Raw genomic sequence first — 24,966 nt, forward strand, 5'->3', positions numbered from 1 at the left:
CTTTCGCTCAAAGCGAATCTTGGCCGGCGGAGGAACCCATGCGTGCCAACTTTCTGGGGTGCCCCATCGATATCTTGACTATGGCAGAGACTGTCGACCTTGCGCGTAAGGCCATGCGAGACCGTCAGCGTCTGCAGCATGTTGCCCTCAACGTAGCGAAGTTCGTCAACATGCGCTCCGATCCGGTGCTTGCCGCCGATGTCGCCAACAGCGACATTGTCGGAATCGACGGCATGGGAATCCTTTGGGGGGCGCGGGCGCTTGGTCTACCGGCAACGTCGCGAGTCACCGGCGTAGATCTACTCAGCGAGTTGCTGAAAGTGTGCGCGCAAGAGGGCCTCCGACCGTATTTTCTGGGAGCCTCACCCGCCGTCGTGCAACAGGCGGCGCAGCGTGTTCGGGACGAGCACCCTTCGCTTGTCTTTGCTGGGTTGAGGCACGGGTATTTTTCCAGCGATCAGGAGAACGAGGTCGTTCGCGATATTCGGTCCAGTGGCGCTGATTGCCTGTTCATCGGCATGCCCACGCCGCGGAAGGAACGTTTTCTTGCGGCCCGCCGCGACGAGCTCGGCGTACCGTTCATCATGGGCGTGGGCGGCGGGTTCGACGTCCTCGCGGGCTCAGTTCTGCGAGCTCCCGCTCGCATGCAGCAACTCGGCCTCGAATGGCTGTACCGCATCTATCAGGAGCCCAGGCGGATGTGGTGGCGGTATGCCAGGACGAACACGCTGTTTGCGGGAATCTTGACGCAAGCCTTCATGTGGCAGGCACTTAGACGTGCGCCTGGCATGTACAGTGTGCTGCCCCCCGGGGCAGGTCGGATCGGAGGGTGAGGCGTGCGAAAGCATTTTCTCATTCTGTTAGGAACCAGGCCGGAAGCGATCAAGCTGTTTCCGGTCATCAACCGGCTCAAGGCAGAAAAGAACAAGGACGTCGCCCTCACGGTCTGCGCGACAGCGCAGCACAGGGAATTGCTCGACCAGGTTCTCAAGGTGGCCAAGGTGGTCCCGGATGTCGATCTCGACGTCATGACAGTGAATCAGACGCTCGATAGTCTAACCGGCCGGCTATTGGCGCAGATCGGAGAAGTGCTGGAGAGGGTGAAGCCCACCAGAGTGATCGTCCAGGGCGACACTGCGACTGCCATGGCAGGTGCGCTGGCGTCATACTATCACCGCGTTCCGGTCTCACATGTCGAGGCGGGACTGCGAAGCGGAGATATTTTCGCACCCTGGCCCGAGGAGGTGAACCGCAAGATTGTCGGCTCGATCGCCGATCAGCATTTCGCGCCGACCGAGCGTGCTGCGAGAGCGCTGCGGGCGGAGAACGTCTCCAAAGATCGCATTCATGTTACTGGAAATACGGTCGTTGATGCGCTGATCCTCGCGAAAGCCATGGTGGAGGCCGATCCGCAGCTCTCGTCCCGCTGGGACGGAATCAAGAAGCGCCACGGCAACCGCCGCATTATCCTAGTCACTTGCCATCGCCGCGAGAATTTCGGCGGGGGAGTTTTCAACGTCGTCAATGCGCTGGAGACAATCCTGAGCAGGGAGGACGTTGCCGTCGTACTTCCGGTTCACCCGAACCCGAACGTTCGCGACGTGTTCGCGAGCCGGCTCGCCGATCATCCGCGTGTCGCACTCATTTCTCCCCAGGAGTACACCGATTTCGTCAGCCTTCTGTCGCTATCGTATTTGGTGCTGACCGACTCAGGAGGCGTGCAAGAAGAGGCGCCGACGTTCGGAAAGCCTGTCCTAGTGATGCGCGAGACGACGGAACGTCCGGAGGGCGTCGAGGCCGGCACTGCACGACTGGTCGGCGCGAACTACGACAGGATCGTCCACGAAACATTCCGTCTTCTTGACGACGATGAGACTTACTCGGCTATGGCTCGCTCCCATAATCCCTTCGGTGACGGGCGGGCGAGCGAGCGGATCGTGAAGGTGCTTCTCGATGCCTGAATTCCAGAAAGTGGCTGTCATCGGACTTGGCTACATCGGTTTGCCGACAGCCGCGCTGATAGCCAGCCGCGGCCTCCAGGTGGTCGGGGTGGACACGAAGGAATATGTGGTCAGGACGGTTGGCTCGGGAGCCATTCACATTTCAGAGCCAGACCTCGATGGTCTCGTTTCCAAAGTGGTGTCGAGCGGGGCGTTGACGACATCAAGCGAACCGCAAGCCGCCGACGTCTTCATCATTGCGGTACCCACACCGATTGACGAAAACAATCGGCCGGATCTGTCGAACGTGAATGCCGCGGTCGAGACGATACTGGATCTGCTGCAACCCGGTAATCTCGTCATTCTCGAATCGACATCGCCGATCGGAACCACTGAAGGAATCGCCAAGCGGATTACCGAACACAGGCCCGACCTAAAAGTCGGTATCAACGGTCATGAGGACGGGGCCGTCTACGTCGCGTATTGCCCGGAGCGCGTATTGCCCGGGCGGATCTTGAGTGAACTCATCAACAATGACCGATGCATCGGGGGAGTGACCCCTGCCTGCACTCGGCGGGCTCAGCGCTTCTACAAGATGTTCGTTCGGGGTGCTTGCGTTGCAACCACCGCGCGCGCAGCCGAGTTGGTCAAGCTCACCGAGAATGCGTTCCGGGACACGAACATTGCATTTGCCAATGAGCTCTCATTGATCTGCGACAGGTTCGACATCAATGTCTGGGAGGTCATCGATATTGCCAACCGTCATCCGCGCGTGACCGTGTTGCGGCCGGGGCCAGGTGTAGGTGGTCATTGCATCGCCGTGGATCCGTGGTTCATCATCGACTCGGCGCCGGACCTCGCGCGTCTCATGCGGGCGAGCCGCGAGGTCAACATTGCCAAGACGGAAAGCATTATTGAGCGAGCCGAGGCGCTGATCGACGATCATCCATATGCAAACGTGGCTTGCTGCGGGCTGACATTCAAGGCAAATGTCGACGATTTGCGCGAAAGCCCGGCGATGGAAATCGCAGTGCACCTCGCGAAGAAGTACGGGGAGCGCATCAAGTTTGTCGAACCGAATCTGCGGCGGTTACCGCCCGAACTTGCCGACTACCGGCTCGGCTTCTTGAGCATCGACCAAGCATTGCGCACGTGTGAGATCGCTCTTCTCCTGGTCGACCACGACGAATTCAAGATGGTTCCGTTAGCCGAACGCCGTCATCTCGACGTCATCGACACTCGGGGCATATGGCAAGATATGCCTGCGCGGACCTGAAGCTGCCGAACTCTCCAGAGGCGAGACTACCGATTTGATACCTTTCTTGGACTTGAAAGCACAAGCTCAGTCACTCGGATCGCAAATCGACGTTGCGATCGCGCGTGCCATTCGCGACGAGCGGTCTACATGGAGGCCTGAAGCGGGCGCTTTCGAGGAACGCTTTGCGGATTACTGCAACGTCGCGAACTGCTGCGCCGTTAACAGTGGCATATCGGCGCTCCGTCTCGCCTTGCTGGCCGCTGGAGTGGGGCCGGACGATGAGGTGATCACGGTCTCGATGAACTTCGTCGCGGCGACGTCCGCCATTGTCGGGTGCGGTGCAACACCTGTCTTTGTGGACGTCGATCCAGTCACCTGGACGATGAACCCTGCCTTAATCGAGGCTGCGATTACGAGCAAAACGAGGGCGATCCTACCGGCCCATCTGCACGGACTCATGGCGGACATGGATCCAATCATGTCGATTGCCCGCCGCCATGGTATCTTTGTAATCGAGGATGCTGCGCAGGCGCATGGTGCAGTGTATAAGAGCAGGCGTGCCGGCTCGATCGGAGATTTCGGCTGCTTCAGCTTCTATCCCGACAAGAATCTCGGAGCCCATGGCGAGGCCGGAGCAGTTGTTACCGATCAGCCGGAACTTGCGCGACGGGTGTCCTTGCTCCTCGATCGGACGCAGGAGGACGAGCGCAATCATGTTTTCGCAAGATACGATGGCCGAATAGACGAAGTTCAGGCGGCAGTACTGAACGTGAAGATGGAGCACATCGAAGCCTGGACCGAGGCACGTCGATCGATCGCCGCGCAGTATGATCAGGAACTGTCCAATCTGGCACTCGCGCGCCCGCGGCCCCCCAGCCACAGCCGGCATGTCTATCATATCTACGCCCTTAGGCTTTGGCATCGCGATCAGGCTCTTGCCATGCTGGGTCGCGCGGGGATCGGCGTTGGCATTCATTACCCCGTTCCGGTCCATTTACAGCGGAGCTACGTAGAACTTGGATATCGCATCGGCGATCTGCCTGTAAGTGAGAGGCTTGCGCGTGAATTTCTATCGCTTCCCATTTATCCCGAACTATTGCCGGAGCGATCCGGCATTGTTGCCTCCGAAGTGAGAAGGATCGCGACACGAGAGGCGCGAATATTCCGAAGCAACTGGGCATTTCAGGACAAAATGCCTCGATATGGCCGATTAGCCTAGAACCAGGAGAGCGGTCAGGATGGATCTCAAGGGCAAACGCGTTCTCGTTACCGGAGGTGCCGGATTCATCGGTTCGCATATCGTAGATTTGTTGTGCGACGAAGGCTGCGTCGAGATCGTCGCGCTCGATAATATGACGACCGGCCGACCGGAGAATCTTAGGAAGTCGCTTAATCGAGGACCCGTGCGATTGGTCCGCGGCGATTTGCGCGACACCAAGTTGGTGGAAGCTCTTGTAAAGGGGGCCAACATCATCTTTCACCACGCTGCACCATGCAGCGCCCATTGCATGGCCGAACCGCGTCTTGCCATGGAGGTCATGGTGAACGGTACCTTCGACCTGCTTGAACTTTGCGTGAAGTATGACGTCGAGAAGTTCATCGCTGCGTCTTCCGCTTCGGTGTACGGCGCGGCGGAGGAATTTCCGACGACAGAGCATCAGAACCCATATGGAAACCGTACGGTCTATGGAACAGCGAAGGTCTGCAATGAAGGCCTGCTCCGCGCCTATAACGATATGCATGGCCTCGACTATATCGCTTTGAGATATTTTGACGTGTATGGCAGCCGAATGGACGTGCACGGTCGATACGCCGAGATGTTGATCCGCTGGATGGCGGAAGTGGAGGCTGGAACGCCGCCGGTGATAGTTGGGCACGACCAGCAGACCTTGGACTTAGTGCATGTCCGTGACGCAGCGCGCGCAACCATCCTTGCTGCGAGGGCAAAGGTCAGCGACGAGGTGTTCAACGTGGGGAGCGGTATCGAGACAAGCCTGGTGCAGCTCGCTTCGGCTTTGGCTTCCGTTATGGGCCATGACGGCGTGCTCCCGCAAATCGCGCCCGAGCACTCGTTCAATCCTGTACCGCGCCGAGTGGCGTCGACAGGCAAAACGGAACGCCTACTGGGCTTCCAAGCCACAGTGCCGCTCGAACTCGGACTGACGGAGTTTGTGAAGTGGTGGCGCTCCGAACGAGGACTTGCGACCGCGCGGCAACGGCAGGCTCTGGCTTCATGAGTCCCCTTGCTGTGCCACGACGTCCCGTGAAGAAGCCGCTTGTGCAGCCGTTCTGGCACTGCACTTTGCGCGCTCGAGGCGGTCTTCCCGATAGAAGGCCGGCACTTGACAGGACGCTGGACGAAACACGGAGCAGGGCAACGTTTCGTTCATGAAATTGAGTGCGATGGAGAATGGCAATGCGAGTTCTTGTAACAGGTCATCTTGGCTACATCGGCACGGTCTTGACGCCAATGCTGGTGGGCGCCGGTCACGAGGTGACTGGAATGGACAGCGATATCTACTCCCGGTGTACGTACGCTGCTGGCGGTAGCATTCTCGAGGTCCCGACGATTTGGAGGGACGTCAGAGACGCAGAGGTTGCGGATCTCGCTGGCTTCGACGCTGTGCTGCATCTAGCGGCGCTCTCCAACGATCCGCTCGGCAATCTGAGGCCTGATCTGACCGACGAGATCAATCATCGCGCAAGCGTTCGCATGGCCGAGATTGCGAAACATGCCGGCGTACGTCGTTTCGTGTTCGCCTCGTCCTGCAGCAACTATGGAAAAGCCGGCGAGGAAATGATCGATGAGACTGCAGCGCTCAATCCGGTGACGGCGTACGGAGAATCCAAGGTTGCCTCCGAACGTGATATTTCGGCGTTGGCCGGCGACGGGTTTTGCCCGGTGTATCTGAGGCCAGCGACAGCGTACGGAGTCTCACCGCGGCTGCGCTTCGACATTGTCCTGAATAACCTTGTTGCATGGGCGTTTACCACAGGACGAATTCACCTCAAATCGGACGGCTCGCCCTGGCGGCCGATCGTCCACATCGAGGATATTTCTCGAGCTTTCATCGCCGCATTGGAGGCGCCCGCCGAATCCGTTTTCAATGAGGCATTCAATGTCGGTCAGACTGCTCACAACTATCGAATTCGGGATCTAGCCGAGATCGTCGCGAGTGTGGTGCCGAATTCTGCCGTGGAGTTTGCCGAAGATGCGAGTCCAGATGAGCGATCCTACCGAGTGAGCTTCGAAAAGATTCGCTGCAAGTTGCCAGGGTTCCAGCCACGCTGGGACGCTCGAATGGGCGCCGAACAGCTCTACAGGGTCTATCGTTCGTCAAAGTTGACTTTGGAGGAATTCGAAGGGCCGCGATATCAACGCATCGGCCATATTCGGAAGCTGATGGCGAAGAAAATTCTCAGTAGCGACTTGCGCCGCACGGGACTGCAGCTTGCAGCGATGTCATGAATGGTCAGCTCACCGTAGGCGAAAACCGGTGAGCGGGAAGCCAGCGCGGGTATACTGCCGTCGCGCCCCGCGGTTCCGCTAGGGCGGGCCCGCGCTCGCTACCTGGATTCGGGCGTTGCTTCGGCCAGCACGACGCGTTGGCGATCGTCATGTAGAGGGCGTCATTCGCCGAATTTGCCGACAAATGTCGCGGGTAAGGCATTGCAAGGTCGCGTCCTCTTGAAAATCACCAAATGTCGGAATCTCTCGAGTAGTGGCCGGCTGAGCTTCACTAGGACTATAAGCCGAGCAGCAATCGCGCCTTGGGATTTGTCGCGATAGTCGTCACCATATTTTGAGCAGAAGCGAAAGATTTAGCTTTGTTAATGACCAGACGTCAAAATCCCGATAAATGGAAATAACATTCTCCGGACCAATGTTAGCGACAAGTGCCATCCAGTTCGATTTAACGGAAGTATGGAAAGGGTGTCGCGCTGAATTCTGGTTCAAGAGTCTTGCCGGCACCGTTCAGCCCGGAGCGCTGCCGCTCGCAACTAGCTACTTCGTGATGGGAATTCTCAGCCGATTGACCTACCCGTATGTGCAAGATCATAATTGGCTCGTTCCTGCCGCGGCTCTGGCGATCATCCTTTTTCCATTGCGCAGTGAACTGCGACCGTTCCTGATCTGGTTGTTTGTATTTTTTGGTCTTCCGCAGAAGTGCCATGAACGGCCGGGTCCTGCTGGCAATATATACACTTGCGCGCTCATGAATCCCGTGACGCAATATTTTGGTTCGCGCTCCTATTCCATCTTTCTCTGTCACTATCCGGTCATTTCAGCAATCGTTTGGCTCGTCTTCCGCTACTCCGGGACTGCTCCTGAGATGTTGCTGCTTTCATGCCTGAGCATACCCGCCACGATAACCGTTTCAGAACTCACGTATCGATACATTGAACTGCCGGGGATCAAGATGGGAAGACGCGCAGCGGCTTGGATGCAGCCGCCGATCGCGTCGGGTGTGGCTTCTGAATGAACATTCACGCGAAGATCCGGTCGCTCAGGACAACGCATAACGCGAGCGGGCAGACTCCTCGCGACGCTGACTCAAGCCTGCTTCACATGGCTCGGTAGCCGTCATCCGGCCCTTCACGCGGTGAGAGCGAACGAGGCATCCCGGGTGATCCGGTGCTCAAGCCAAGTGTCTCCGTTGAAGTGCTTATACTGTTCCGCACGCAGCTTGTCGGCCAAGCGCCCCGGCGGCAAATCAACATCCGCATAGGTCAGGACTGCATCCTTTTTGACTGCGTGCCGCAACTTGCAACCTTCCACGAGACCTTCAGGAAGGTATTGCATTTGGCTCATTTCCTCGGAGTTCACAGCCTCACCATAGGTCATGTACATCCCATATTCATCGAGGACCTCGCCCGCCTCCAAATCACGCTTGGCGACAGCACAGACCTCGACAACCGGACCGGCGATGGGTGGGGCGACCAAATCTTTGAAAAGAAACGCACGGGCTATCGAGTTCGGCACTTCGAAATGAACGAGGTGATATGGGGTGAAGAACGAGTACAAGGGGCCCTCACCCATTTTGTACAAGCTCAAATACTTCTGTTGCTTTGGATCGGTGTGCTCGGCCAGCACATAGACCTTAGTCAGCGGCGTGCCGACGAGATAGTCGATGATTCCGCCCAGGGCGCGGACCTCGTCTATGTCGTAGAGTGTGCCGATCTTCAAGACGTCGCCGCGATATTCCAGCCCGCGCGACATGCCGCGTGATCTGACCTTGAAGCCAGTAGCATTGGCCACGATCGTTTGCTCGAAGCTGATCTTGGATCCGTCGGCGAAGCTGGTGACCATGGCTGGGTTCTGTCCCCATTGCTCGGCAAATCCCTTCTGCGTGGTGGGGTTGCGATACGGATCTTGAAGTCCCTTGATGTTGCCGACAACGCGTGGGATCAGGCCTAGCCCCTTTACCCATCGAACCAGGTTCATTTGCACTCCCGGTTCGTCGCCATCGCATGCGGACAGGGTGCCGCCGTACTTCTTTGCATAGACCTGCAAGATCGGTCCGATCGTAGCGTCAATCTCGGCGTTCATGAGGACGGCGGTTTTCTGGTGTTTGAAGGCTTCCAGCGCGACTTGGGCGCCGAGCTCCACCGATCCGGTCACGTCGACGATCACGTCGACCAGGTCCGATCTGGCGAGTAGGAGCGCGTCCTCAGTGACCGCTGGAACGCCAGCGGCAATGGCTCTGTCCAGCTGCCCTTGGCTGTCCACGTCAACGACGTCGGTCTGGCCGGAATAGCCGAACACGTCACGCCCGCGCTGGGGCTTTCGGCTATAGATGGCAACGACCTGCATTCCGGGAACACTGTTGTTTATTTGATTGGTAAGCCCCTGAGCCATGAAGCCCGCGCCGAGAAGGCCGACGCGAATTGGCTTTCCCGCCGCATGCCGGGCGTTTAGGGCGTGGTCGACGAGTATCATCGTAGAGTCTTTCAGCTGGAAGGGGTCGGTAAGGGCTGCGGGCAACGTGCTTTGGGTGTCAACTTTCGGCGCCGGCGAGTTCCATTCGCCCTTTCAGTTCGGATTCGACCTCGCTGAGTAAGCGAAATTTCTGATCCTTATCCGAGATCACGGAAACGGGAAGCGGCCACGTCAGTCCGAGCCGAGGATCGTTATACATCAGCCCGCTCTCCGCCTCGGGGGTATAGAACTCTCCCACCTGGTAACTGGTCTCGGTGTTGTCGACGAGAGTCTGATAACCGTGAGCAAAGCGTTCCGGCACGTAGAGCGCCCGCTGGTTGCTCTCGTTCAGTTCGACAGCGACATGCTGCAGGTAGGTCGGGCTTTCGGGGCGCAGGTCGACGATAATGTCAAGGATGGCGCCACGCGTGCAACGAACCAGTTTCGTCTCCGACGCCGGGGGAAATTGAAAGTGCATGCCGCGCAGGGTTCCCCGCCGGATATTTGACGCGATATTCGCCTGCACGATGACAGGATTGAGGCCGAGGGTCCTGAATTCCCTCTGGCAAAAGGCTCGCGCAAAAAAGCCGCGCGGATCCGCGCGGCGTTCAATATCGATAATGTAAGCTCCTTTAAGCTTGGTTTCGATTATAATCACTCCGCTTCCTCCATAATTGCCCGGCCTGCGTTCAAGCGCATCGAAATGTCAACGATAATAATGCTTAAGAGTGGAATTTCAAAATTGTTTTCAAAAAAATATTGATTAATATAGCTCGCTATATAAAATGCCGATATTCAATTGTCGAGAGTTATGTATTTAAATCGAGACTTGCAGGATCCGCTTTTGGCGACCTGTAGCGACCGAAATGGTCGGCAGGAACATGGGAAGCGCTGGCCATGAAAGTTGTGCTGTTCTGTGGGGGGCTCGGGACCCGCATCCGAGAATATTCTGAAAGCATTCCGAAGCCCATGGTACCCGTCGGCCAATACCCGATGCTGTGGCATATTATGCAATACTATAGTCAGTATGGTCATCGCGATTTCATACTGTGCCTGGGCTACAAGGCCAATGTGATCAAGGAGTACTTCCTCAACTCGGATCGCTGGGCTCACAGCGATTGCGTTGTTTCCAACTTCGGTAGGAAGGTTGAGGTAATAGGCGAGCAGCCGCCGGATTGGCAGGTCGCGCTTGTTGACACCGGCATTTGGCGAAACATCGGTCAGCGCTTGATGGCGGTGCGTTCCCTCGTTGAGAACGAGGATGTCTTTCTCGCAAACTACAGTGATGGTCTGACTGACGCGCCGTTGCCTGAAATAGTCCAGCGGTTCAAGAAGAGCGGAATGGTCGGATGTTTTGTCGCCGTGCATCCTCCGTTCAATTTTCACCTGGCTGAATTCAATGGCGGAGACACAGTCAAGCGTTTCCGCTCCAGTCAGCAGTCCGAGATCTGGATCAATGGGGGCTACTTCATCTTCCGGAAGGAGATCTTCGACTACATCCGTGAGGGTGAGGAGCTTGTGCTCGAACCATTTAATCGCCTGATCGAGGCCGGAAAGCTCATGGCCTACAAGTACGAGGGTTTCTGGCGAGCGATGGATACGCTGCGGGACCGGCAGGTTCTTGAGGAGATGATTGAGCGGGGCGAAATGCCCTGGAAGGTTCTTCCGGAAGCACGCACGCAGGCGGCTTCATGAAGGCGTTTCAACTTGCCGCGCCCGGAGAGCGTCTCTCGATCCTTTGTCTTGGTGCGCACTCGGATGACATCGAGATAGGTGCTGGTGCGACGATTCTGAATTTGATGGCGCGTGGCGTTCGGCTTGACGTGCATTGGTGTGTACTTAGCGCGCCAGGCGAACGTGAGAGTGAGGCGAGGGCGTCTGCGGCTGAATTCGTGTCCGATGCAGCTCGTTCTCAAATTGAAGCAATGTCCTTTCGAGACGGCTTCTTTCCAGAGCAGGGTGACGAGATCAAGAAGTGGTTCGAGGCGTTGAAGCGACGCGTCGAGCCGGATCTGATCCTTACGCACCGCGGAGACGACGCCCATCAGGATCATCGTCAGGTGTCGCGTTTAACCTGGAATACATTCAGAGATCATTCCATTCTCGAGTACGAGATTCCCAAATGGGATGGAGACATCGGTCGACCGAATATGTATGCGCCCGTTTCAGCGGGAGCATTGCAACGAAAAATCGACCTGCTGATGTCGCACTTTGGCAGCCAGCGTTCCAAACAATGGTTCGATCCGGAGGTCTTCCGCGGCTTGGCGCGGCTGCGGGGCATGGAATGCCGGGCGCCGGATAAGTACGCTGAAGCATTTGTAGCGAACAAGCTTGCACTGTCGTGACAAGGCGTTGGTGAAGCGTCCAAGAGCGAGCCGATGCCGAACTCTGTTCTACGGGTATTGGAATGGACAATCTCAAGGGGATGATAATTCGCGGCGGCGTGGTCCGACTTGGCGGCCAGGCGGCGAATTTCGCTCTTCGACTTAGTGTCATGGCCGCCCTCGCGCGCTTGCTTGATCCGCAGGATTTCGGATTGGTTGCGATGACAACCGCCGTCACCGGGATTCTCCAACTCTTCACAACGGCAGGATTGTCCTCGGCCACAGTCCAGCAAGACACAGTCACCAACGAGCAGATGTCGACATTATTCTGGGTCAATCTAGGGCTCGGAATGGTGCTTGCCCTCCTCTGCGCGGCAACCGCGCCTGCTCTCGTGAAATTCTACCATGAGCCTCGTCTGTTCTGGCTGACTGTCGTGGCGGGGTTGGGATTTTTTCTGAGCGCCGTAGCGGTGCAACATTCAGCGCTGCTTCAGCGTCAACTGCGGTACACAACGTTGACAGTCATTGAAGTGCTCTCACAAGTGGCGAGCTTTGCGGCCGGAGTAGCTATGGCCGTTGGCGGCTTGGGATACTGGGCCATCCTAGGGATGACACTGATTTCGACCGTGGTCTACACCGTGTGCGTATGGGTGGCCACGGGGTGGATCCCCGGCCCACCGCGCCGGACGGCCGGAGTCCGCGGCATGTTGAGCTTTGGCGGGATAGTGACCCTGAATTCTCTTGTGGTGTACGTTGCCTATAACTTCGAGAAGTTGCTCCTTGGCCGATACTGGGGAGCCGATGCTCTTGGGATCTATGAACGGGGATATCGGCTGGTCAATCTGCCGACGGCAGAGCTTAACGCCGCGATTGGAGGCGTTGCGTTTTCGGGATTGTCGCGAATTCAGAACGATCTGCCTCGACTGAAGAGCTACTTCCTGAAGGGTTATACGGTCGTCCTGTCGTTGACGTTACCCATCACGGTCTTCTGCGCGGTGTTCGTGGATGACATCGTCGAGGTCGTGCTTGGGCCGAAGTGGAGAGATACGGAAATCATCTTTCGCCTGTTGACACCGACGATCTTGGTATTCGGCATTATCAATCCCCTTGCTTGGTTGTTGTATTCGGCGGGCCTACAAGTGCGAAGTCTGAAGATTGCATTAGTGATCGCTCCGCTGGTCATTGCGTCCTACCTCATCGGATTGCCCTACGGTCCGACGGGGGTCGCGTTCGCCTATTCCGCCGCGATGGTATTGTGGCTCATCCCACACATTTTCTGGTGCTTGCACGGAACTTTGATTTCTCCGCGAGATCTACTTTTCGCAGCAGGCCGGCCATTGATCGCAGGTGTGGCGGCGGCGGCAGTAGCTCTTGTAGTCCAACTCTATCTTGGTGGTTTGGAGTCGCATTTCTTGAGGCTCCTTCTTGGAGGCGGCATTATCGCCGCAATCTATCTCTGGATACTGCTGTTTCTAATGGGACAGAAGACAGTCTACTTCGATCTGTTCAAGGAACTACAGGGCGCACTTTCCATGAGAGCTCATGAAAAACGAACGGGCTAGGTTCGGAGAGTGGACGACGGCCACCGCATTTGGAGGGTAAGATGACTAAGCTGAGAGCGGGCGACTGGGTAGAGGTGCGGACCAAGGAGGAGATCCTCAGCACGCTCGACAGCAATGGCCGCTTCGACGGGCTGCCGTTCATGCCGCAAATGTTCAAGTATTGTGGTAAGCGGTTCAAGGTCTACAAGCGCTCCCACAAGACTTGCGACACCGTCACAAACACGGGTGGCAGATGGCTGCCGAATGGAATCCATCTTGAACTCCGATGCGACGGTGAGGCGTATGGTGGCTGCCAAGCTGCATGCCTCATTTTCTGGAAGGAGGCCTGGCTCAGGCCCATCAACGAAAGCGCAAACGCCGTGGTTAGTTCACCAGATCATCGGAGCGAATGCGTCGGACAATCCGCTGATAAAGGCCAATGTACAGAGGAAGACGTCCTTCGGGGGACGCGCATCGGCGATAGCGCCGCGGATGCAGAAATCCGCTACTCTTGCCAGGCAACCGAATTGCCCCGCTTTACGACGTTGGCGCGATGGTGGGACGCCAGGCAATACGTGGAGGATTACACCTCGAGGAACGCCAGCTTGGGGAGGATCGCATGCGGGTTCGTATACCTGGCCTACTGGCATCTTGCACTGGCCAAGAGGGCACGACTGGGTCACGTTTCCCGCCTAGCTTACGATTTTTTCCAGGAGTTGCGAGGCGGTATTCCGTTTCCGAGGTGGAAGGGAAAGATACCTCATCGGCATGAGACGCCCACTGTCACCTTAAACCTCCAGCCTGGTGAATTGGTGAGAGTGAAGACCTACAAGGAAATTCTTGCGACCGTCGATGCCGAAAACATAAATAGAGGCATGGCCTTTGATGCAGAGCTGGTTCCATATTGCGGCGGTCTCTACAGGGTCAAGACACGGATGACGAGATTCATCGATGAGAAGACCGGAAGGATGAGGTCACTCAAGACGCCGGCGGTGATCTTGGAGGACGTTTGGTGTAGATCTCGATACAGCAATTGTAAAATGTTCTGCCCGAGGAGCATCTATTCGTGGTGGCGTGAAGTGTGGCTTGAAAGGGTTACTGACACAACGCACGAGCAGGGACTCGCGGCTGATGGTCGTTTAAAAGAGAGATCGCGATTAGAGCTAGTTGATGGGCCCCACGCGGTCTCGGATGCCGGAAAAATAGGGGCGATGGAACATTGATCCGTCGTCGCCAATCGCGACCCGTGGAATGACACAGGTTTTCGAGTTCGCCATGCGAGCTTCAAGCGAGATCGAGAATTCAGCCCGTCCTGTCAGTCTGCAGCGGCCGGGAATTGAAGATGCCATAGCGGGACCGGATTCCGTCTCACGCTGGTCCGACCCTCTAGTGACCATTGCCATTCCTACGTTCAATCGAGCTGCGTGGTTGCAGGACTGTATTCGCCTGGCGCTGAGTCAGTCGTATCCACGTTTTGAAGTGCTCGTGTCGGACAATGCGTCGACCGATGAAACTGCCCTGGTTCTGAGCCAATTCAAGGACGAAAGACTACGCTTCGTGCGCCAGCCGAAGAACATAGGTGCGACCCCAAATTGGAATGCTTGCGTGGCACAGGCGAGGGGGGACTATATCGTATTTGTTCCAGACGACGACAGAATAGCGCCCTGGCTATTGGAGCGATGCATTTCCCTGATCCGAAGAGAGCCCGAAGTGCCGATCGTGATGGCATTGGGTGAGGCCCGGATCGTCGCGTCGGGGCGCATCTTGCCACCACAGGCTAGTCGAAATCTGAGAACTGGAATCTGGGACGGCGTGGATGTCCTCGATGAATATCTGCAACGGCGCATCATGGTGCAGGGTTGCACCACGATAATTCGTACCGAGAGACTTCGGGCCTGGGGAGGATTCCCGGCAGGATGGCCGTTCGCGAGTGATCTTGCAAGGCATCTCCCCCTACTGTTGGAGGGCAAGGCAGGCTTCATCAATGAAAGCTGTGGCTCCTATTCCATTCACGACGCCACGCAGACATCTCGTCTTGCGCTCGAGAGCCACCTAGAGGATCTCAAGAAACTGGTTGATCTTATAACAGTCACCGCCGAGCACAGAATCGGGAATGAACGAAGGCGCCATCAGTTGCAATTGCGAGCCAGACATTTCCTGGCCCGGGAGACCATCGGGATCATTACCTCGTATCGCAAGCGGGGCGCTCGGTTTCGCGAACTACTTCCAGTGCTGAGGCAATGGGGGCGCCACCTGGTAGCCTTGCGGGCACAAGACACGTTCGCCGCCACGGGACTGATCTGCTGGCTGGTTCTTCCTGCACCGGTTATTAGCGGGCTTCGCCGCTTCAAGAGGAAGTTCACTTTGAAAGCGTAACCAGCGATGCGCGAAGTCACGGACGTGACGGTTTCGGCTTCGGGCTGGTGGAGTCCTGGACGACCCGCCCGGTTACCATGTTTACGTTGTTTGTGAAAACGGTCTTTGAGTAGCGGTCGTTCGGCCCGGCTGCCGGATAGTTGAAGCCGAAGGCTCTTGTCACATCAAAATAGTTGTCGTGCGTGGAGAAGATGCCGGACAGATTGGCGGCGTTGGTCCCCGGACCGGATACGGACATCCAGTAGGTGACGCTGCCGATCAGGGTATTGCAGCCAAATTCGCCCGAATTTGTGTTATCGGCAATGAACCCTTGAGTACTGCCGCCATTCTGGACCGCGGTGTTGTAAAGGATCCGGGTGGCTTCCACGGTCGGTCCGTAAACCTGCAGATAGTCGCCGTGGGTCCCTGGGCCGCGCATTCCAGCCTGTTCCAGCACATTGTAGCGAATGATGATATTGCCGCCGTCTCGGCCATGGCGGCCAATGAGGTCGGAGTTGGAATTCTTCAGCCACGAATATTCGATCGTGAGGCCGGGCCCTTCCATCTCGATCAGGAATTCTGCACGTCCGCCCCCGCTCAGGCCGTCAATGATGCAATTGACGATGCGCAGATTGGAGGAGGACGGTGTACCGCTGATGACGCTATTCTGCGGGCCGCCTGGATTCAGACCATCGAATTTCGAGTTGATAAGGCTGGTGTTCGCTGCGGTAGTCACAACCGACCAGCCGCCGAAATCATAACCGTCGAGCGTAACGTTGTCGCCTGTCACCGTGATGCTCTTCTGAGCCACGTCGAGCGATACGCCAGCCATCGAGATCGTTGCCGGATCCTTGATAGGAGTATTCGTCGAATAGCCAACGCAATAGTCCACACCCGCTACGCTCCACTGCGGACGGAATCTGTACTTGGTCAGGAGAGATGGATACTGAATTGTACAAGTGGGCGCGTATGAGGAGCCGTCGTCGAGGGCGGATTTGTCGATTGCGGCGCGCTCCGGCGGGCGCATATCTCCAGACGGAACGTTCTGCGCCTGGCTAGCGACTATCGACCAAGGCAGCGCGAACGCGAGAAGAGGTTTAATATAGCGGGCTGTCATGTTGGAAGCGGGGGCCTTGCCCGGCGCGGTTCGTTACCTGGACGCATAGAATCCCCGCGTTGCGTGCCCGACGGTGAGGTCACGATCGGCGTTAGCCATCCTTTGGCGGTCGAGTAGGGGGCTCTCGGCTGCTGCGACGGATTCCTCCTTCAGCGATGCGCGGATGCCGATCCATATTCCCCAGAGTATCCAGCTGTTGTTCCAATAATGGACTGTCAATCCCACGAACATGAACATTGCGAGGCCCAATGTGAATGCCGTACGCATATTGCTCATGCAAGCATCGTAGTTGTGCGGAATGCTGACGGTCCGCCTGGACGGAAAGAATGCTGCAATATTCGCTAGCAGAATGAATATGACCAAGGGGATACCAAACCGGAGCGCCAAGGTCAGCCAAACGCTGTCGACTGAGGCATTGCCAAAGAAATCATCGGGGGAGGCGTACGAGCCAAATCCGTACCCCACATAAGGAGAGAGGTCGATATAGTAACTGGCGCTTTCCCAAGTCGCGACGCGGAAATATCCGGTAGCTGGGTCGAGCGTCAGATTTGCAACGATCCAAGAGATTGGCTTATTGGCGGCCAGAAATACGATTCCAAGGAACATGAAGAGGCTTGCCACCAAAGCGTGCCATCTCCAGCGGTACCCCAGCAGCATCTGATCGTAACAATAGACGGATAGCACAATCCCGAACGCTATCAGCGGTGCCGAAGACATTGATAGGACACATCCAAAAAGGCAAAGGCCGCAATACAAAGTTCGACCAAGGAAGCTGCGTTCGGAGTATAGAAAGATGGCGCCGGCAACGGCGCAGAACGAGCCGAATAGGATCGCGTGAGGAAATGTTGAGGTCGCTCGCAGCAAGCCGTAACGATATTCATAGCCCGTGCTCTGCAAGCCCATAAGGGCCGCGACGACATTGTGCCGGGTGAGATGCTCCAGGAACGCAACAGCAACGATCGCTGCGGTAACAGGCTTCAGGACTCGGACAAAAGTCTCCAATCCCTGGTGCCCAAAAAAGTAAGCGCGAGCTACGACGTAGCCGCCGGAAAATTCGAGGACCAGAGCGGCCGCGGAAGACCACCCTTCATCCGTCTGCAGTACCGCCACAAACATCCAAGCTGACGCGGCGCATACGAAGAAATCTGATGCGCATAGCCGTCGCCCTGTTTGAAACAGCTCGGCCAGGGCAGGAACCAGCAGCAAGGAGATTACAATCCGCGCCGGAATGAACTTGGCACCCCCCACGTACATCGTCATGTACGAGGGCATGGCGCACCCGAGCAATAGCAGCCATGCCACCCATCCATTTGAACCTGTCGCGGTTCTCCTTTCAAGCGTACCGGCCTGGAGTGGCGGTCCACTCTCCGCCAAGCCGGATCCATTGAGGCCGTAGAACGACATGAGCCCTTCTCGATCTGAAAACATTAACTGAGATCAGAATAAACGATATATTATTTAATGTCGGCCGCCAAATAATATGTTGATAATAAATCTTGCAGCAGTATATTTAATTTGGTTGGCCATGCGGCCAAAGGTGGGAAATGACCTGCTCGATAGAGGTTTATTGCGTCGCCAACGAGCAAGCGACACTTGCTCGAAATCTGAAACGATCTCCAGAACTCGCGGATAGCCGTATTAAGGTTTCCGTTATCTGGGGGGCCACGGCTGCATCAGCGGCATATCACCAGGCACTCGCGGCGGCCAGGTCGGATATCGTCGTGTTCGCCCATCAGGACGTCTATTTTCCCGAGGGCTGGTTTATGGCATTGCGGGCAGCTTGCGAGGGATTGAATTCGATTGACCCGTCCTGGGCTGTCGCCGGTATCTGCGGCATGACGCCCGACGGAGAATTCGTTGCGCATTTGTGGGATTCCGGCCTGGGCACCGTATGCGGCGGGCGATTTGACCGACCTCGCCCTGCTGCGAGTCTCGATGAGGTCGTTTTGATTGTGCGCCGCGCCGCGGGCACCCTGTTCGATCCGAGCCTGCCCTCCTTCCACCTGTACGGAACGGACATCGTGCTGGAGGCAAAGAGGGCCGGCATGAAATCCTATGTGATCGACCTGCCGATTATCCACAACAGCAAGGCAACTCTTCGTCTCGACCACTCCTACCTGACTGCCTACCGCTTCATGATTCGGAAGTGGAGGGCGCAACTTCCCTGGCCGACGGTGATCGTTCAGTTGACCCGGAATCCCCTGCCGCTGCTGCTTCGTCGTCTCCGGCTGAGGTACAGGGCCATACTGAGCGCGCCCACGCAAAACCCCAAGTTCGAGTGTCCTGAAGCGAAGGCGAGGGAGCTCGGATTTGCACAAGCAAGTGAGGATGCCATTTGGCCGATTGCCTGACTGGTGCCGTGCAGAAGCAGGACAATGCTGCTGGTAGGCAGCCTTCGATGACGATTGTGGTCTGCATCGAGTCAGGGATGCTGGAGCCCCTTACGCTGCGCATGGTGGAGAGCCTTCGGCGCTTCGGCGGCCGCTTTGCAAACCTGGAAGTTATTGCCGTCACGCCTCGGTTTACTCCGGCTCTCACGCGAGAGACGCATCGCCGAATGGAGGAGCTTGGGATCAAGCATGTACGCGTCTTTCCCGATAATCCGTATGTCTGGCACCATTATATGAATAAGGCGGAGGCGATTGCTGCCGTCGAGAGCAGAGTCACGACAGAGGCGATTGCGTGGATCGACAGTGATATCCTGTTCCTGCGTGAGCCCAACGGTCTTGAACTTCCCCCCGGGGTAGATTTCCTCGCGAGCGCTCCGGATGCCGGGGTGATCGGGTCGAGGGGGGTAACCGATACAAATGACCCGTTCTGGGAACGGTCCGCTGCACTCATCGGAAGAGTTGCTGACGACCTTCCATGGCTCCAGACGGGCGATGGACACCGGATTAGGTTCTACTGGAATGCGGGGCTCTACGTGTACCGGCGCAGCACGCGGTTCGGTAGAGAATTTCTCGCCGATTTCAAGACGTTTCTTGATCGGCAGGTGGCCAGAACACACTCGCAAGTGCACTTCATGGATCAAGTCGTGCTGGGTTTGACGGTGATCCGGCTTGGGCTGGCTTGGCGAGCGCTCCCGGATTCAAGCAACTTCCCCCTGTGTAGCTATCTGCCGAGAAACTATGACGGGGCAAAGATAACGGGAGTAAGTGTACTTCACTTTCACGACTCCATGGAGCCGAAGCTCTGGAACAAGCTTCTCGAGACGCTCGTACCCGGACATCCGCAAATCCGTGAATGGCTCGAGCCTCAGGGTCCGGTTGCCGTGCCATCTTCGATTCCATCCTCGCTTGTGCGTGAAGGTCTCCGAATGGTTCGAGGCGCACGTAGACGCGTCTACTATGCTCGGTCCGGCTTTATCAAAGCTTGGAGTCCGGCACGATGATGTCAACCGAATGCACAGATTTGTAGATTGAGAATTGTCATGGGCCGCGATACGACGTGACCTCGCAGGAGGCGCCACGTCATGGTCCAGCGTTCAGAGGGAGAGAGTTGTGGGCATCGATCTGACGGGCCTCCGTGCGCTCAGCTTCGCAAGCCGAGTCTATGGATTCGAATTTCGGAACACGGTCACTCTCGGAAGACACGAGATTCATTTCTGGAAGCAGGAATTTAATGCGGTTCAGAAGAATTCAAACTTCGCGTACGATCAGTCGATTGCAGTAGGGCTCTACTGCGAGCCGCTCCTTCGCAAGCTTGGTGCCGAGAACATCGTCTCGATTGACGCCTCAGCTTTCGAAGGTGCATCGCTTATACATGATTTCAATCTTCCGATACCGAACGATATGCACGAAAAGTTCGATACGTTCCTCGACTTCGGGTCGATCGAACACATCTTTGATGTCGCTCAGGTGGTCGACAACATAGTGAACCTGGTCAAGCCTGGCGGACGCGTCCTTATAGCGACAAATGCAAACGGCTTTCCCGCGCACGGCCTTTACCAGTACTCGCCCGAGTTCTTCTACAGTCTTTTCAGCAAACGAAATGGCTTCGAGGATACCGCTGTCTTTCTGATCAAGCCATCCCGCCCGAAGAGGTGGCATCTGATCAAGCCGCCCGTGGCGCTCAACCGCAGGAACCAGATCCCCTTTGAGGAGCAGACGGTGCTGGTGGTATTCTCGAGAAAGGTCCGCGGCGTTCCCGACTTAAGCGTACAACAGTCAGACTACGATGCGACGTGGACGAGCTTCGCTACCGGAAGCTGGGCCGCCTGGGATAGACAGAATATTCCGAGGTGGAAGAGCATGCTTCATGAGGTCATGAGTCCTTTCGTTTTTCGCAGCCTCTCATACCACTTCAAATCGTCTCTGGTTCGGCGCAAATACCGGGCCGATCATATTGTCATTGATCCGGATTCCGTGGACCCGAGCGACTTTGCGAGAATGATAGCGGACGCGGCATTGCCGAAGCCGCCCTCAAGGAGCGAACTGAAGCAGGCTGAAGGGGCAACGCAACTGCATTGACCGGCTGGGCAGGCCAACGCGTTACGCACTGGGTCACCAGCCGGAGTTCTCCGAGCGAAGGTTTGGCCGCTCTTGATGGACACGGCAACTGGAAGGGTTTGGAAGATGCGGAGCCTCGAACATGCGGTTGAAAGCCCCCGCGCTGCTCTGCTGAGCGATCTGAAGAAGCAACGCGCCTTGGCGCCCGAAGCAAACATGAGTCGCTACTTTCATCATGTACGTCACGAGATACGACCGTTGCTGCCGAAGACCGCAACCAACATCCTCGAGATTGGGGCCGCCTCCGGGCAGACGTTGAGCTGGATCAAGACGATCTACCCAAACGCCGTGACGACCGGCGTCGAGATAAATGACGCGGTCGCCGCGGAGCTGAGCCGCAATGCGGATGTTGCGATCATCGGCGGCATAGATGAATGTCTGCCTCAGCTTAAGAAATATGATCTCATATTGCTGCTCGACGTCCTGGAGCATCTTGTCGATTCGGCAACTGTTTTGCAGAAGGTACGAGGACTGCTCGAGCCGGGTGGTCATGTCGTGGTGTCCGTACCAAATGTCGCGCATCTCAGTGTTGCGATTCCACTTCTGTTCAAGCGCCAGTTTGACTATCAGGAGGCGGGTATTCTGGACCGCACCCATCTCAGGTTCTTTGTCGAGAATTCGGCGGTCGGGCTCATGAACGCCGCGGGTTTGAAGGTCTCCAAGGGGCTGATTTCCGGAATGCAGGGTTACAAGGCAAAGACGCTCCATCGTCTTTCTTTCGGCCTGTTGAAGCATCATCTGGCGAAGCAGTACATCATGCTTGGAGAGGCTATCGATAGCGAGGAACCTCAGAAGTCGGTTAGCTGGAAGATTGCCGAATGAGGCCGCTCGCCGAGCCCGACCGCGGACTATTGCATTCGATGCGCCGGGCCGCACGAAGGAGTGGAGCGGCACTTGATCGTCAATGTGGCAACCTCTTTCTGCTTCAGGTGTGGAGTTGTGACCGCTGCACAAAACATGTTTTCCAAGGATAGTGTCGAGCACTATGAACTTGAAGGCAGTAGCCCGCTATTTTTATGCCAACGTTCCCGGCGTTGCGGCGACGAGGTTTGCCGTCAAAGACAGTGTCGCGCCGTATCTTTTCAAGCGGGAGTTTCTCGGTGTCAGACTGCTCAAGATCGGAAGCGGCTTGATTGTGGACGTGGGCGCAAACCGGGGCCAAAGCACGGCGGCGTTCAAGAAGCTCGCGCCGAGTTCCCACATCGTGGCCGTCGAGCCCGAGCCGAGGTCGGCGAAGCGTCTTGCATTTCGTCATCGTCGAGATGACGCCGTGACCGTTCTCGATTGCGCGCTTGGCTGCAGTTCCGGAGTCATTGATTTCTTTCTTCCAAGATACGGCCGATGGGAGTGCGACGGAATGGCTGCGACTTCCTACGAGGAGGCGACGGAATGGTTAAAGAATCCGGGAAGGATGTACCGTTTTGACGCAAAGAAGCTAACGGTTCGGGAGCATCGGGTTACGTGCAAAGCTCTCGATTCTCTCGATCTGGCTCCGGCTCTCATCAAGCTTCATGCCCAGGGAGCGGAGCTGGATATCCTCAAGGGGGCGCTAGGAACGTTACAGCAGCAGAGACCTGCATTGATGTGTGCGTTTGCTTCGCCGGCGGTTACTGAATTCCTGTCTGACCTCGGCTATCGCCCCTACGTCTACGATCGGGGATGCTTTAGGTCGGGAACTGCACCGCTATCCGTAACCTTCACTTGGTACCTGACAGAGGCACACGTGAAGGCATCCAATCGAGCTAGGCGCAGGATGTCTGCGTTTTGGAAAACTGTGCGCCGGCGATGGTACCCGATCTAGACGGTCAGACTACAGAGGTTGCATTGAGTTTCTCGACGGGCGTTTTGATGCCATTGCCACTTACAGGCAAAGGAGTGGGCTACACCTGCGGCTCCCTCGCAGAGGCTATGGTCGATCAGAATTTCGACGTGACGATCGTCACTCCGCGGAGCCGATGGCCTCTGCCCCTGGTGGAAGTGATCGAGGCCTTGCCCGCTTGGAAGCGGTACGTCCCATATGGCTGGGTGAAGAACAGCGCCAGCCGAAGCATGGAGGCCGCGTTCCTCTCATATCTGGATCGCTGTCGGTCGCGCAGGTTGGCTGCCTATCTCTGGCCCAGCGCAAGCATGGAGTTGCTCCAGGAATTGAAACGGCGTGACGTCACGGTGTTTCGAGAGCAGTTCAATTGTCATACCAGGACCGCCAAGACAATTCTTGACGGAGCATATGGCCGGATTGGTGTGGCGCCTATGCATGGGATCACGGACGCAGTAGTTGATTGCGAGACCAGAGATCTTGAGGCCGTGGACTACATATTCTGCCCGAATCAACCGGTGGAAAGTTCGTTGCTTGAGAACGGTGTGTCGAAAAGCAAATGCTTAGAAACAGCATACGGGTGGGACCCAGTGCGCCTTTCGGGAAAGAATCGGCTTCTTCCCTCGAACCATGGTTTGACTGCGGTCTTCGTCGGGATCATTGGCGTGCGAAAGGGAGCCCATTTGATCCTCGATTATTGGGCGAGGAGCCGGGTGACTGGCAAGCTGGTTCTCGCTGGAAGAATGGAGCCGGTCATCAAGGAGAGATACTGCGACTTGCTCGCACGGGATGACGTGACGGTGCTTGACTATGTCGAGGATGTCGGGTCGCTTTATCGATCGGCGGATATCTTCGTTTTCCCATCTTTGGAGGAGGGCGGACCTCAAGTCACCTACGAGGCGTGCGCTTGCGGTCTACCGGTCATAACGACCGACATGGGCGCGGGACGGATCGTCCGAAATGAACGTGAGGGTCTTGTTCTGGATCCGTATGATGCAGTTGGTTGGATTGCGGCTATTCGTCGGCTGGCTGAGGATACTGAACTTCGACAACGGATGTCGGTTGCTGCGCTTGAACATGCGCAGCGCTTTACGTGGACCGCGGTCGCTAGCAGGCGCCGCGAGCAAATGATAGGGTGCCTAGGCTATGGCAACTGATCGCGCCAAACTTGCGGTGCTCATCGTCTCGTACTGCAATCCGGATGACGTTGATCGCTGTCTGAAGTCGTTGGTTCATTCTGATTGGAAGGATTTCGAGGTCTTCGTCTGTGAGAACGGTGGGAAGGAAGCGTTCGAGCGGCTGATGGCGGTAGTTGCCGGTCCAGAGCGAACGCTCCGGCAGCTGCACGGCGGCTCGGATCTTCTGGATCAAGCGGGAGGAAGACTAGCCGCCGTCGAAAAATGTCGATTTCCGAGCAGGACAAATATCGTTCGGCTTGGACTTGCGGTGGATAATCTGGGCTATGGCGGTGGTGTCAACGCCTGGCTCGAGCAATTCCTTGACAGCCCGGGCTGGGATGCGGTGCTCGTTCTCAATCCCGACACCGAAGTGGACAGTCATTGCTTGTCTGAACTAATGGCGAAGGCTGCCGCAGGATTCGGTATGGTTGGTGCGACCTTGGTGTTCGATCACGTGCCGGATAAAATCATCAACTACGGTCTTCACTGGTCTTCCATGACGGGCCGGGTCGTAGCAGTTGGTCGGAACGCTCCGGCGGGGAGTGCTCCGTCGCACGAGCAGATGTCTGAGATTGACGCGATCAGCGGTGCTTGCGTTCTGGTTACGCGCGACTTCGTTGAAGAGGTCGGTCTGATGACTGAAGACTACTTCCTCTACATGGAGGATCTGGACTGGGGGCGTCGCCGTGGCAAGCATCGGATCGGCTTTGCAGAAAGAGCGATCGTACGGCACATCGGGGGAACGGCTATCGGCTCTGCCGTAGATCCGAGGAAACGCTCCTACTTGTCGGTGTATCTGTCTGCCCGCAATAGCATTGTCTACGCTCGCCGGGAGGCAGGATGGCGATGGGGTCTCCATTTTGCTTTCGGCTTGTTGTACGCGACCAGGTACGTCGCCATCGGGGCTCCAACCGCCGCGAAGATCACGGTCAGGGGACTGATAGACGGAGTGCTGGGAAAGACCGGAAAGCCGGACGCTTCCCTGCGATTGCACATGTTCGGCTAGGTG

General features: G+C 56.8%; 23 protein-coding genes. 19 read left to right on the plus strand and 4 right to left on the minus strand.

The features are described from left to right. Positions 1-38: 38 nt before the first annotated feature. The 7 genes from JQ566_RS22550 to JQ566_RS22580 all read left to right on the plus strand — a co-directional run bounded on the left by JQ566_RS22550 (position 39) and on the right by JQ566_RS22580 (position 7,682). On the plus strand, positions 39-833 hold the full coding sequence (locus JQ566_RS22550; RefSeq protein ID WP_212375651.1) for a WecB/TagA/CpsF family glycosyltransferase: 795 nt from the start codon (positions 39-41) through the stop codon (positions 831-833). A 3-nt stretch (positions 834-836) separates the two neighbouring features. After that, a complete protein-coding gene (gene wecB / locus JQ566_RS22555; protein WP_212375654.1) occupies positions 837-1,961 on the plus strand; it encodes a non-hydrolyzing UDP-N-acetylglucosamine 2-epimerase in 1,125 nt (374 codons plus the stop codon). Beyond that, a complete protein-coding gene (gene wecC, locus JQ566_RS22560) occupies positions 1,954-3,216 on the plus strand; it encodes a UDP-N-acetyl-D-mannosamine dehydrogenase (protein WP_212375657.1) in 1,263 nt (420 codons plus the stop codon). The genes wecB and wecC overlap by 8 nt, the downstream gene beginning before the upstream one ends. 34 nt (positions 3,217-3,250) lie before the next feature. Beyond that, positions 3,251-4,417: a DegT/DnrJ/EryC1/StrS family aminotransferase gene (locus JQ566_RS22565; RefSeq protein ID WP_212375660.1), complete on the plus strand. Its 1,167-nt coding sequence runs from the start codon at positions 3,251-3,253 to the stop codon at positions 4,415-4,417. 19 nt (positions 4,418-4,436) lie between these two features. Continuing rightward, the gene (locus JQ566_RS22570; RefSeq protein ID WP_212375663.1) at positions 4,437-5,435 is read left to right on the plus strand and encodes an NAD-dependent epimerase/dehydratase family protein; all 999 of its coding nucleotides are present in this window, start codon (positions 4,437-4,439) and stop codon (positions 5,433-5,435) included. A 179-nt stretch (positions 5,436-5,614) separates the two neighbouring features. After that, positions 5,615-6,667: an NAD-dependent epimerase/dehydratase family protein gene (locus tag JQ566_RS22575; protein ID WP_212375666.1), complete on the plus strand. Its 1,053-nt coding sequence runs from the start codon at positions 5,615-5,617 to the stop codon at positions 6,665-6,667. A gap of 391 nt (positions 6,668-7,058) precedes the next feature. Next, the gene (locus JQ566_RS22580) at positions 7,059-7,682 is read left to right on the plus strand and encodes an acyltransferase family protein (protein ID WP_212375668.1); all 624 of its coding nucleotides are present in this window, start codon (positions 7,059-7,061) and stop codon (positions 7,680-7,682) included. Positions 7,683-7,795: 113 nt separating this feature from the next. On the opposite strand, the gene JQ566_RS22585 is transcribed toward JQ566_RS22580, so the two are convergent. Both JQ566_RS22585 and rfbC read right to left on the minus strand, forming a co-directional pair. Next, positions 7,796-9,139, minus strand: a complete 1,344-nt coding sequence (locus JQ566_RS22585) for an NAD(P)H-dependent oxidoreductase (protein ID WP_212375671.1) — start codon at positions 9,137-9,139, stop codon at positions 7,796-7,798. Positions 9,140-9,197: 58 nt separating this feature from the next. Continuing rightward, complete coding sequence (gene rfbC / locus JQ566_RS22590; protein ID WP_212375674.1) at positions 9,198-9,776, minus strand: dTDP-4-dehydrorhamnose 3,5-epimerase; 579 nt, start codon at positions 9,774-9,776, stop codon at positions 9,198-9,200. A 239-nt stretch (positions 9,777-10,015) separates the two neighbouring features. Here rfbC and JQ566_RS22595 point away from each other — a divergent pair, with 239 nt between their 5' ends. The 5 genes from JQ566_RS22595 (at position 10,016) to JQ566_RS22615 (ending at position 15,359) form a co-directional block, all read left to right on the plus strand. Beyond that, positions 10,016-10,813, plus strand: a complete 798-nt coding sequence (locus JQ566_RS22595) for a sugar phosphate nucleotidyltransferase (protein WP_212375677.1) — start codon at positions 10,016-10,018, stop codon at positions 10,811-10,813. Then, on the plus strand, positions 10,810-11,463 hold the full coding sequence (locus JQ566_RS22600) for a PIG-L deacetylase family protein (RefSeq protein ID WP_212375680.1): 654 nt from the start codon (positions 10,810-10,812) through the stop codon (positions 11,461-11,463). The genes JQ566_RS22595 and JQ566_RS22600 overlap by 4 nt, the downstream gene beginning before the upstream one ends. A gap of 62 nt (positions 11,464-11,525) precedes the next feature. Beyond that, a complete protein-coding gene (locus JQ566_RS22605; RefSeq protein ID WP_212375683.1) occupies positions 11,526-13,004 on the plus strand; it encodes a lipopolysaccharide biosynthesis protein in 1,479 nt (492 codons plus the stop codon). Positions 13,005-13,045: 41 nt separating this feature from the next. Next, complete coding sequence (locus tag JQ566_RS22610) at positions 13,046-14,206, plus strand: hypothetical protein (RefSeq protein ID WP_212375686.1); 1,161 nt, start codon at positions 13,046-13,048, stop codon at positions 14,204-14,206. A 28-nt stretch (positions 14,207-14,234) separates the two neighbouring features. Continuing rightward, positions 14,235-15,359 (plus strand): glycosyltransferase family 2 protein, encoded by a 1,125-nt coding sequence (locus tag JQ566_RS22615; protein ID WP_212375688.1) that lies wholly within the window; start codon positions 14,235-14,237, stop codon positions 15,357-15,359. 16 nt (positions 15,360-15,375) lie between these two features. Here the strand turns inward: JQ566_RS22615 and JQ566_RS22620 are convergent, their stop codons facing one another. Both JQ566_RS22620 and JQ566_RS22625 read right to left on the minus strand, forming a co-directional pair. Next, positions 15,376-16,455 carry a hypothetical protein gene (locus JQ566_RS22620; protein ID WP_212375691.1) on the minus strand — a complete coding sequence of 360 codons (1,080 nt, stop codon included), beginning with the start codon at positions 16,453-16,455 and terminating at the stop codon, positions 15,376-15,378. Between the two features lie 33 nt (positions 16,456-16,488). Next, positions 16,489-17,859 (minus strand): O-antigen ligase family protein, encoded by a 1,371-nt coding sequence (locus JQ566_RS22625; RefSeq protein ID WP_212375694.1) that lies wholly within the window; start codon positions 17,857-17,859, stop codon positions 16,489-16,491. Between the two features lie 140 nt (positions 17,860-17,999). Here JQ566_RS22625 and JQ566_RS22630 point away from each other — a divergent pair, with 140 nt between their 5' ends. The 7 genes from JQ566_RS22630 (at position 18,000) to JQ566_RS22660 (ending at position 24,963) form a co-directional block, all read left to right on the plus strand. Then, positions 18,000-18,806 (plus strand): hypothetical protein, encoded by an 807-nt coding sequence (locus tag JQ566_RS22630; protein ID WP_212375697.1) that lies wholly within the window; start codon positions 18,000-18,002, stop codon positions 18,804-18,806. Positions 18,807-18,853: 47 nt separating this feature from the next. Further along, positions 18,854-19,846 (plus strand): glycosyltransferase family protein, encoded by a 993-nt coding sequence (locus JQ566_RS22635; RefSeq protein ID WP_212375700.1) that lies wholly within the window; start codon positions 18,854-18,856, stop codon positions 19,844-19,846. A gap of 109 nt (positions 19,847-19,955) precedes the next feature. After that, positions 19,956-20,924 (plus strand): class I SAM-dependent methyltransferase, encoded by a 969-nt coding sequence (locus JQ566_RS22640; protein ID WP_212375703.1) that lies wholly within the window; start codon positions 19,956-19,958, stop codon positions 20,922-20,924. A 105-nt stretch (positions 20,925-21,029) separates the two neighbouring features. Beyond that, positions 21,030-21,785, plus strand: coding sequence for a class I SAM-dependent methyltransferase (locus tag JQ566_RS22645; protein ID WP_249139732.1), 756 nt, complete (start codon positions 21,030-21,032; stop codon positions 21,783-21,785). Between the two features lie 163 nt (positions 21,786-21,948). After that, complete coding sequence (locus JQ566_RS22650) at positions 21,949-22,764, plus strand: FkbM family methyltransferase (RefSeq protein ID WP_212375706.1); 816 nt, start codon at positions 21,949-21,951, stop codon at positions 22,762-22,764. A gap of 23 nt (positions 22,765-22,787) precedes the next feature. Next, entirely contained in the window at positions 22,788-23,936 is a 1,149-nt protein-coding gene (locus JQ566_RS22655) for a glycosyltransferase family 4 protein (protein ID WP_212375709.1), read from the plus strand. Then, on the plus strand, positions 23,926-24,963 hold the full coding sequence (locus JQ566_RS22660) for a glycosyltransferase family 2 protein (protein WP_212375712.1): 1,038 nt from the start codon (positions 23,926-23,928) through the stop codon (positions 24,961-24,963). Before JQ566_RS22655 ends, JQ566_RS22660 begins: the two co-directional genes overlap by 11 nt. Positions 24,964-24,966 lie beyond the last annotated feature (3 nt).

The organism is Bradyrhizobium sp. SZCCT0231, assembly GCF_018130245.1.
Taxonomy (GTDB): Bacteria; Pseudomonadota; Alphaproteobacteria; order Rhizobiales; family Xanthobacteraceae; genus Bradyrhizobium; species Bradyrhizobium japonicum_F.

Coding starts and splice junctions, on each gene's coding strand:
- JQ566_RS22550 (WP_212375651.1), top strand. CDS start 39: ATGCGTGCCAACTTTCTGGGGTGCCCCATCGATATCTTGACTATGGCA.
- wecC (WP_212375657.1), top strand. CDS start 1,954: ATGCCTGAATTCCAGAAAGTGGCTGTCATCGGACTTGGCTACATCGGT.
- JQ566_RS22570 (WP_212375663.1), top strand. CDS start 4,437: ATGGATCTCAAGGGCAAACGCGTTCTCGTTACCGGAGGTGCCGGATTC.
- JQ566_RS22575 (WP_212375666.1), top strand. CDS start 5,615: ATGCGAGTTCTTGTAACAGGTCATCTTGGCTACATCGGCACGGTCTTG.
- JQ566_RS22580 (WP_212375668.1), top strand. CDS start 7,059: ATGGAAATAACATTCTCCGGACCAATGTTAGCGACAAGTGCCATCCAG.
- JQ566_RS22585 (WP_212375671.1), bottom strand. CDS start 9,139: ATGATACTCGTCGACCACGCCCTAAACGCCCGGCATGCGGCGGGAAAG.
- JQ566_RS22595 (WP_212375677.1), top strand. CDS start 10,016: ATGAAAGTTGTGCTGTTCTGTGGGGGGCTCGGGACCCGCATCCGAGAA.
- JQ566_RS22600 (WP_212375680.1), top strand. CDS start 10,810: ATGAAGGCGTTTCAACTTGCCGCGCCCGGAGAGCGTCTCTCGATCCTT.
- JQ566_RS22605 (WP_212375683.1), top strand. CDS start 11,526: ATGGACAATCTCAAGGGGATGATAATTCGCGGCGGCGTGGTCCGACTT.
- JQ566_RS22610 (WP_212375686.1), top strand. CDS start 13,046: ATGACTAAGCTGAGAGCGGGCGACTGGGTAGAGGTGCGGACCAAGGAG.
- JQ566_RS22615 (WP_212375688.1), top strand. CDS start 14,235: ATGACACAGGTTTTCGAGTTCGCCATGCGAGCTTCAAGCGAGATCGAG.
- JQ566_RS22620 (WP_212375691.1), bottom strand. CDS start 16,455: ATGACAGCCCGCTATATTAAACCTCTTCTCGCGTTCGCGCTGCCTTGG.
- JQ566_RS22625 (WP_212375694.1), bottom strand. CDS start 17,859: ATGTCGTTCTACGGCCTCAATGGATCCGGCTTGGCGGAGAGTGGACCG.
- JQ566_RS22630 (WP_212375697.1), top strand. CDS start 18,000: ATGACCTGCTCGATAGAGGTTTATTGCGTCGCCAACGAGCAAGCGACA.
- JQ566_RS22635 (WP_212375700.1), top strand. CDS start 18,854: ATGACGATTGTGGTCTGCATCGAGTCAGGGATGCTGGAGCCCCTTACG.
- JQ566_RS22645 (WP_249139732.1), top strand. CDS start 21,030: ATGCGGAGCCTCGAACATGCGGTTGAAAGCCCCCGCGCTGCTCTGCTG.
- JQ566_RS22650 (WP_212375706.1), top strand. CDS start 21,949: ATGAACTTGAAGGCAGTAGCCCGCTATTTTTATGCCAACGTTCCCGGC.
- JQ566_RS22660 (WP_212375712.1), top strand. CDS start 23,926: ATGGCAACTGATCGCGCCAAACTTGCGGTGCTCATCGTCTCGTACTGC.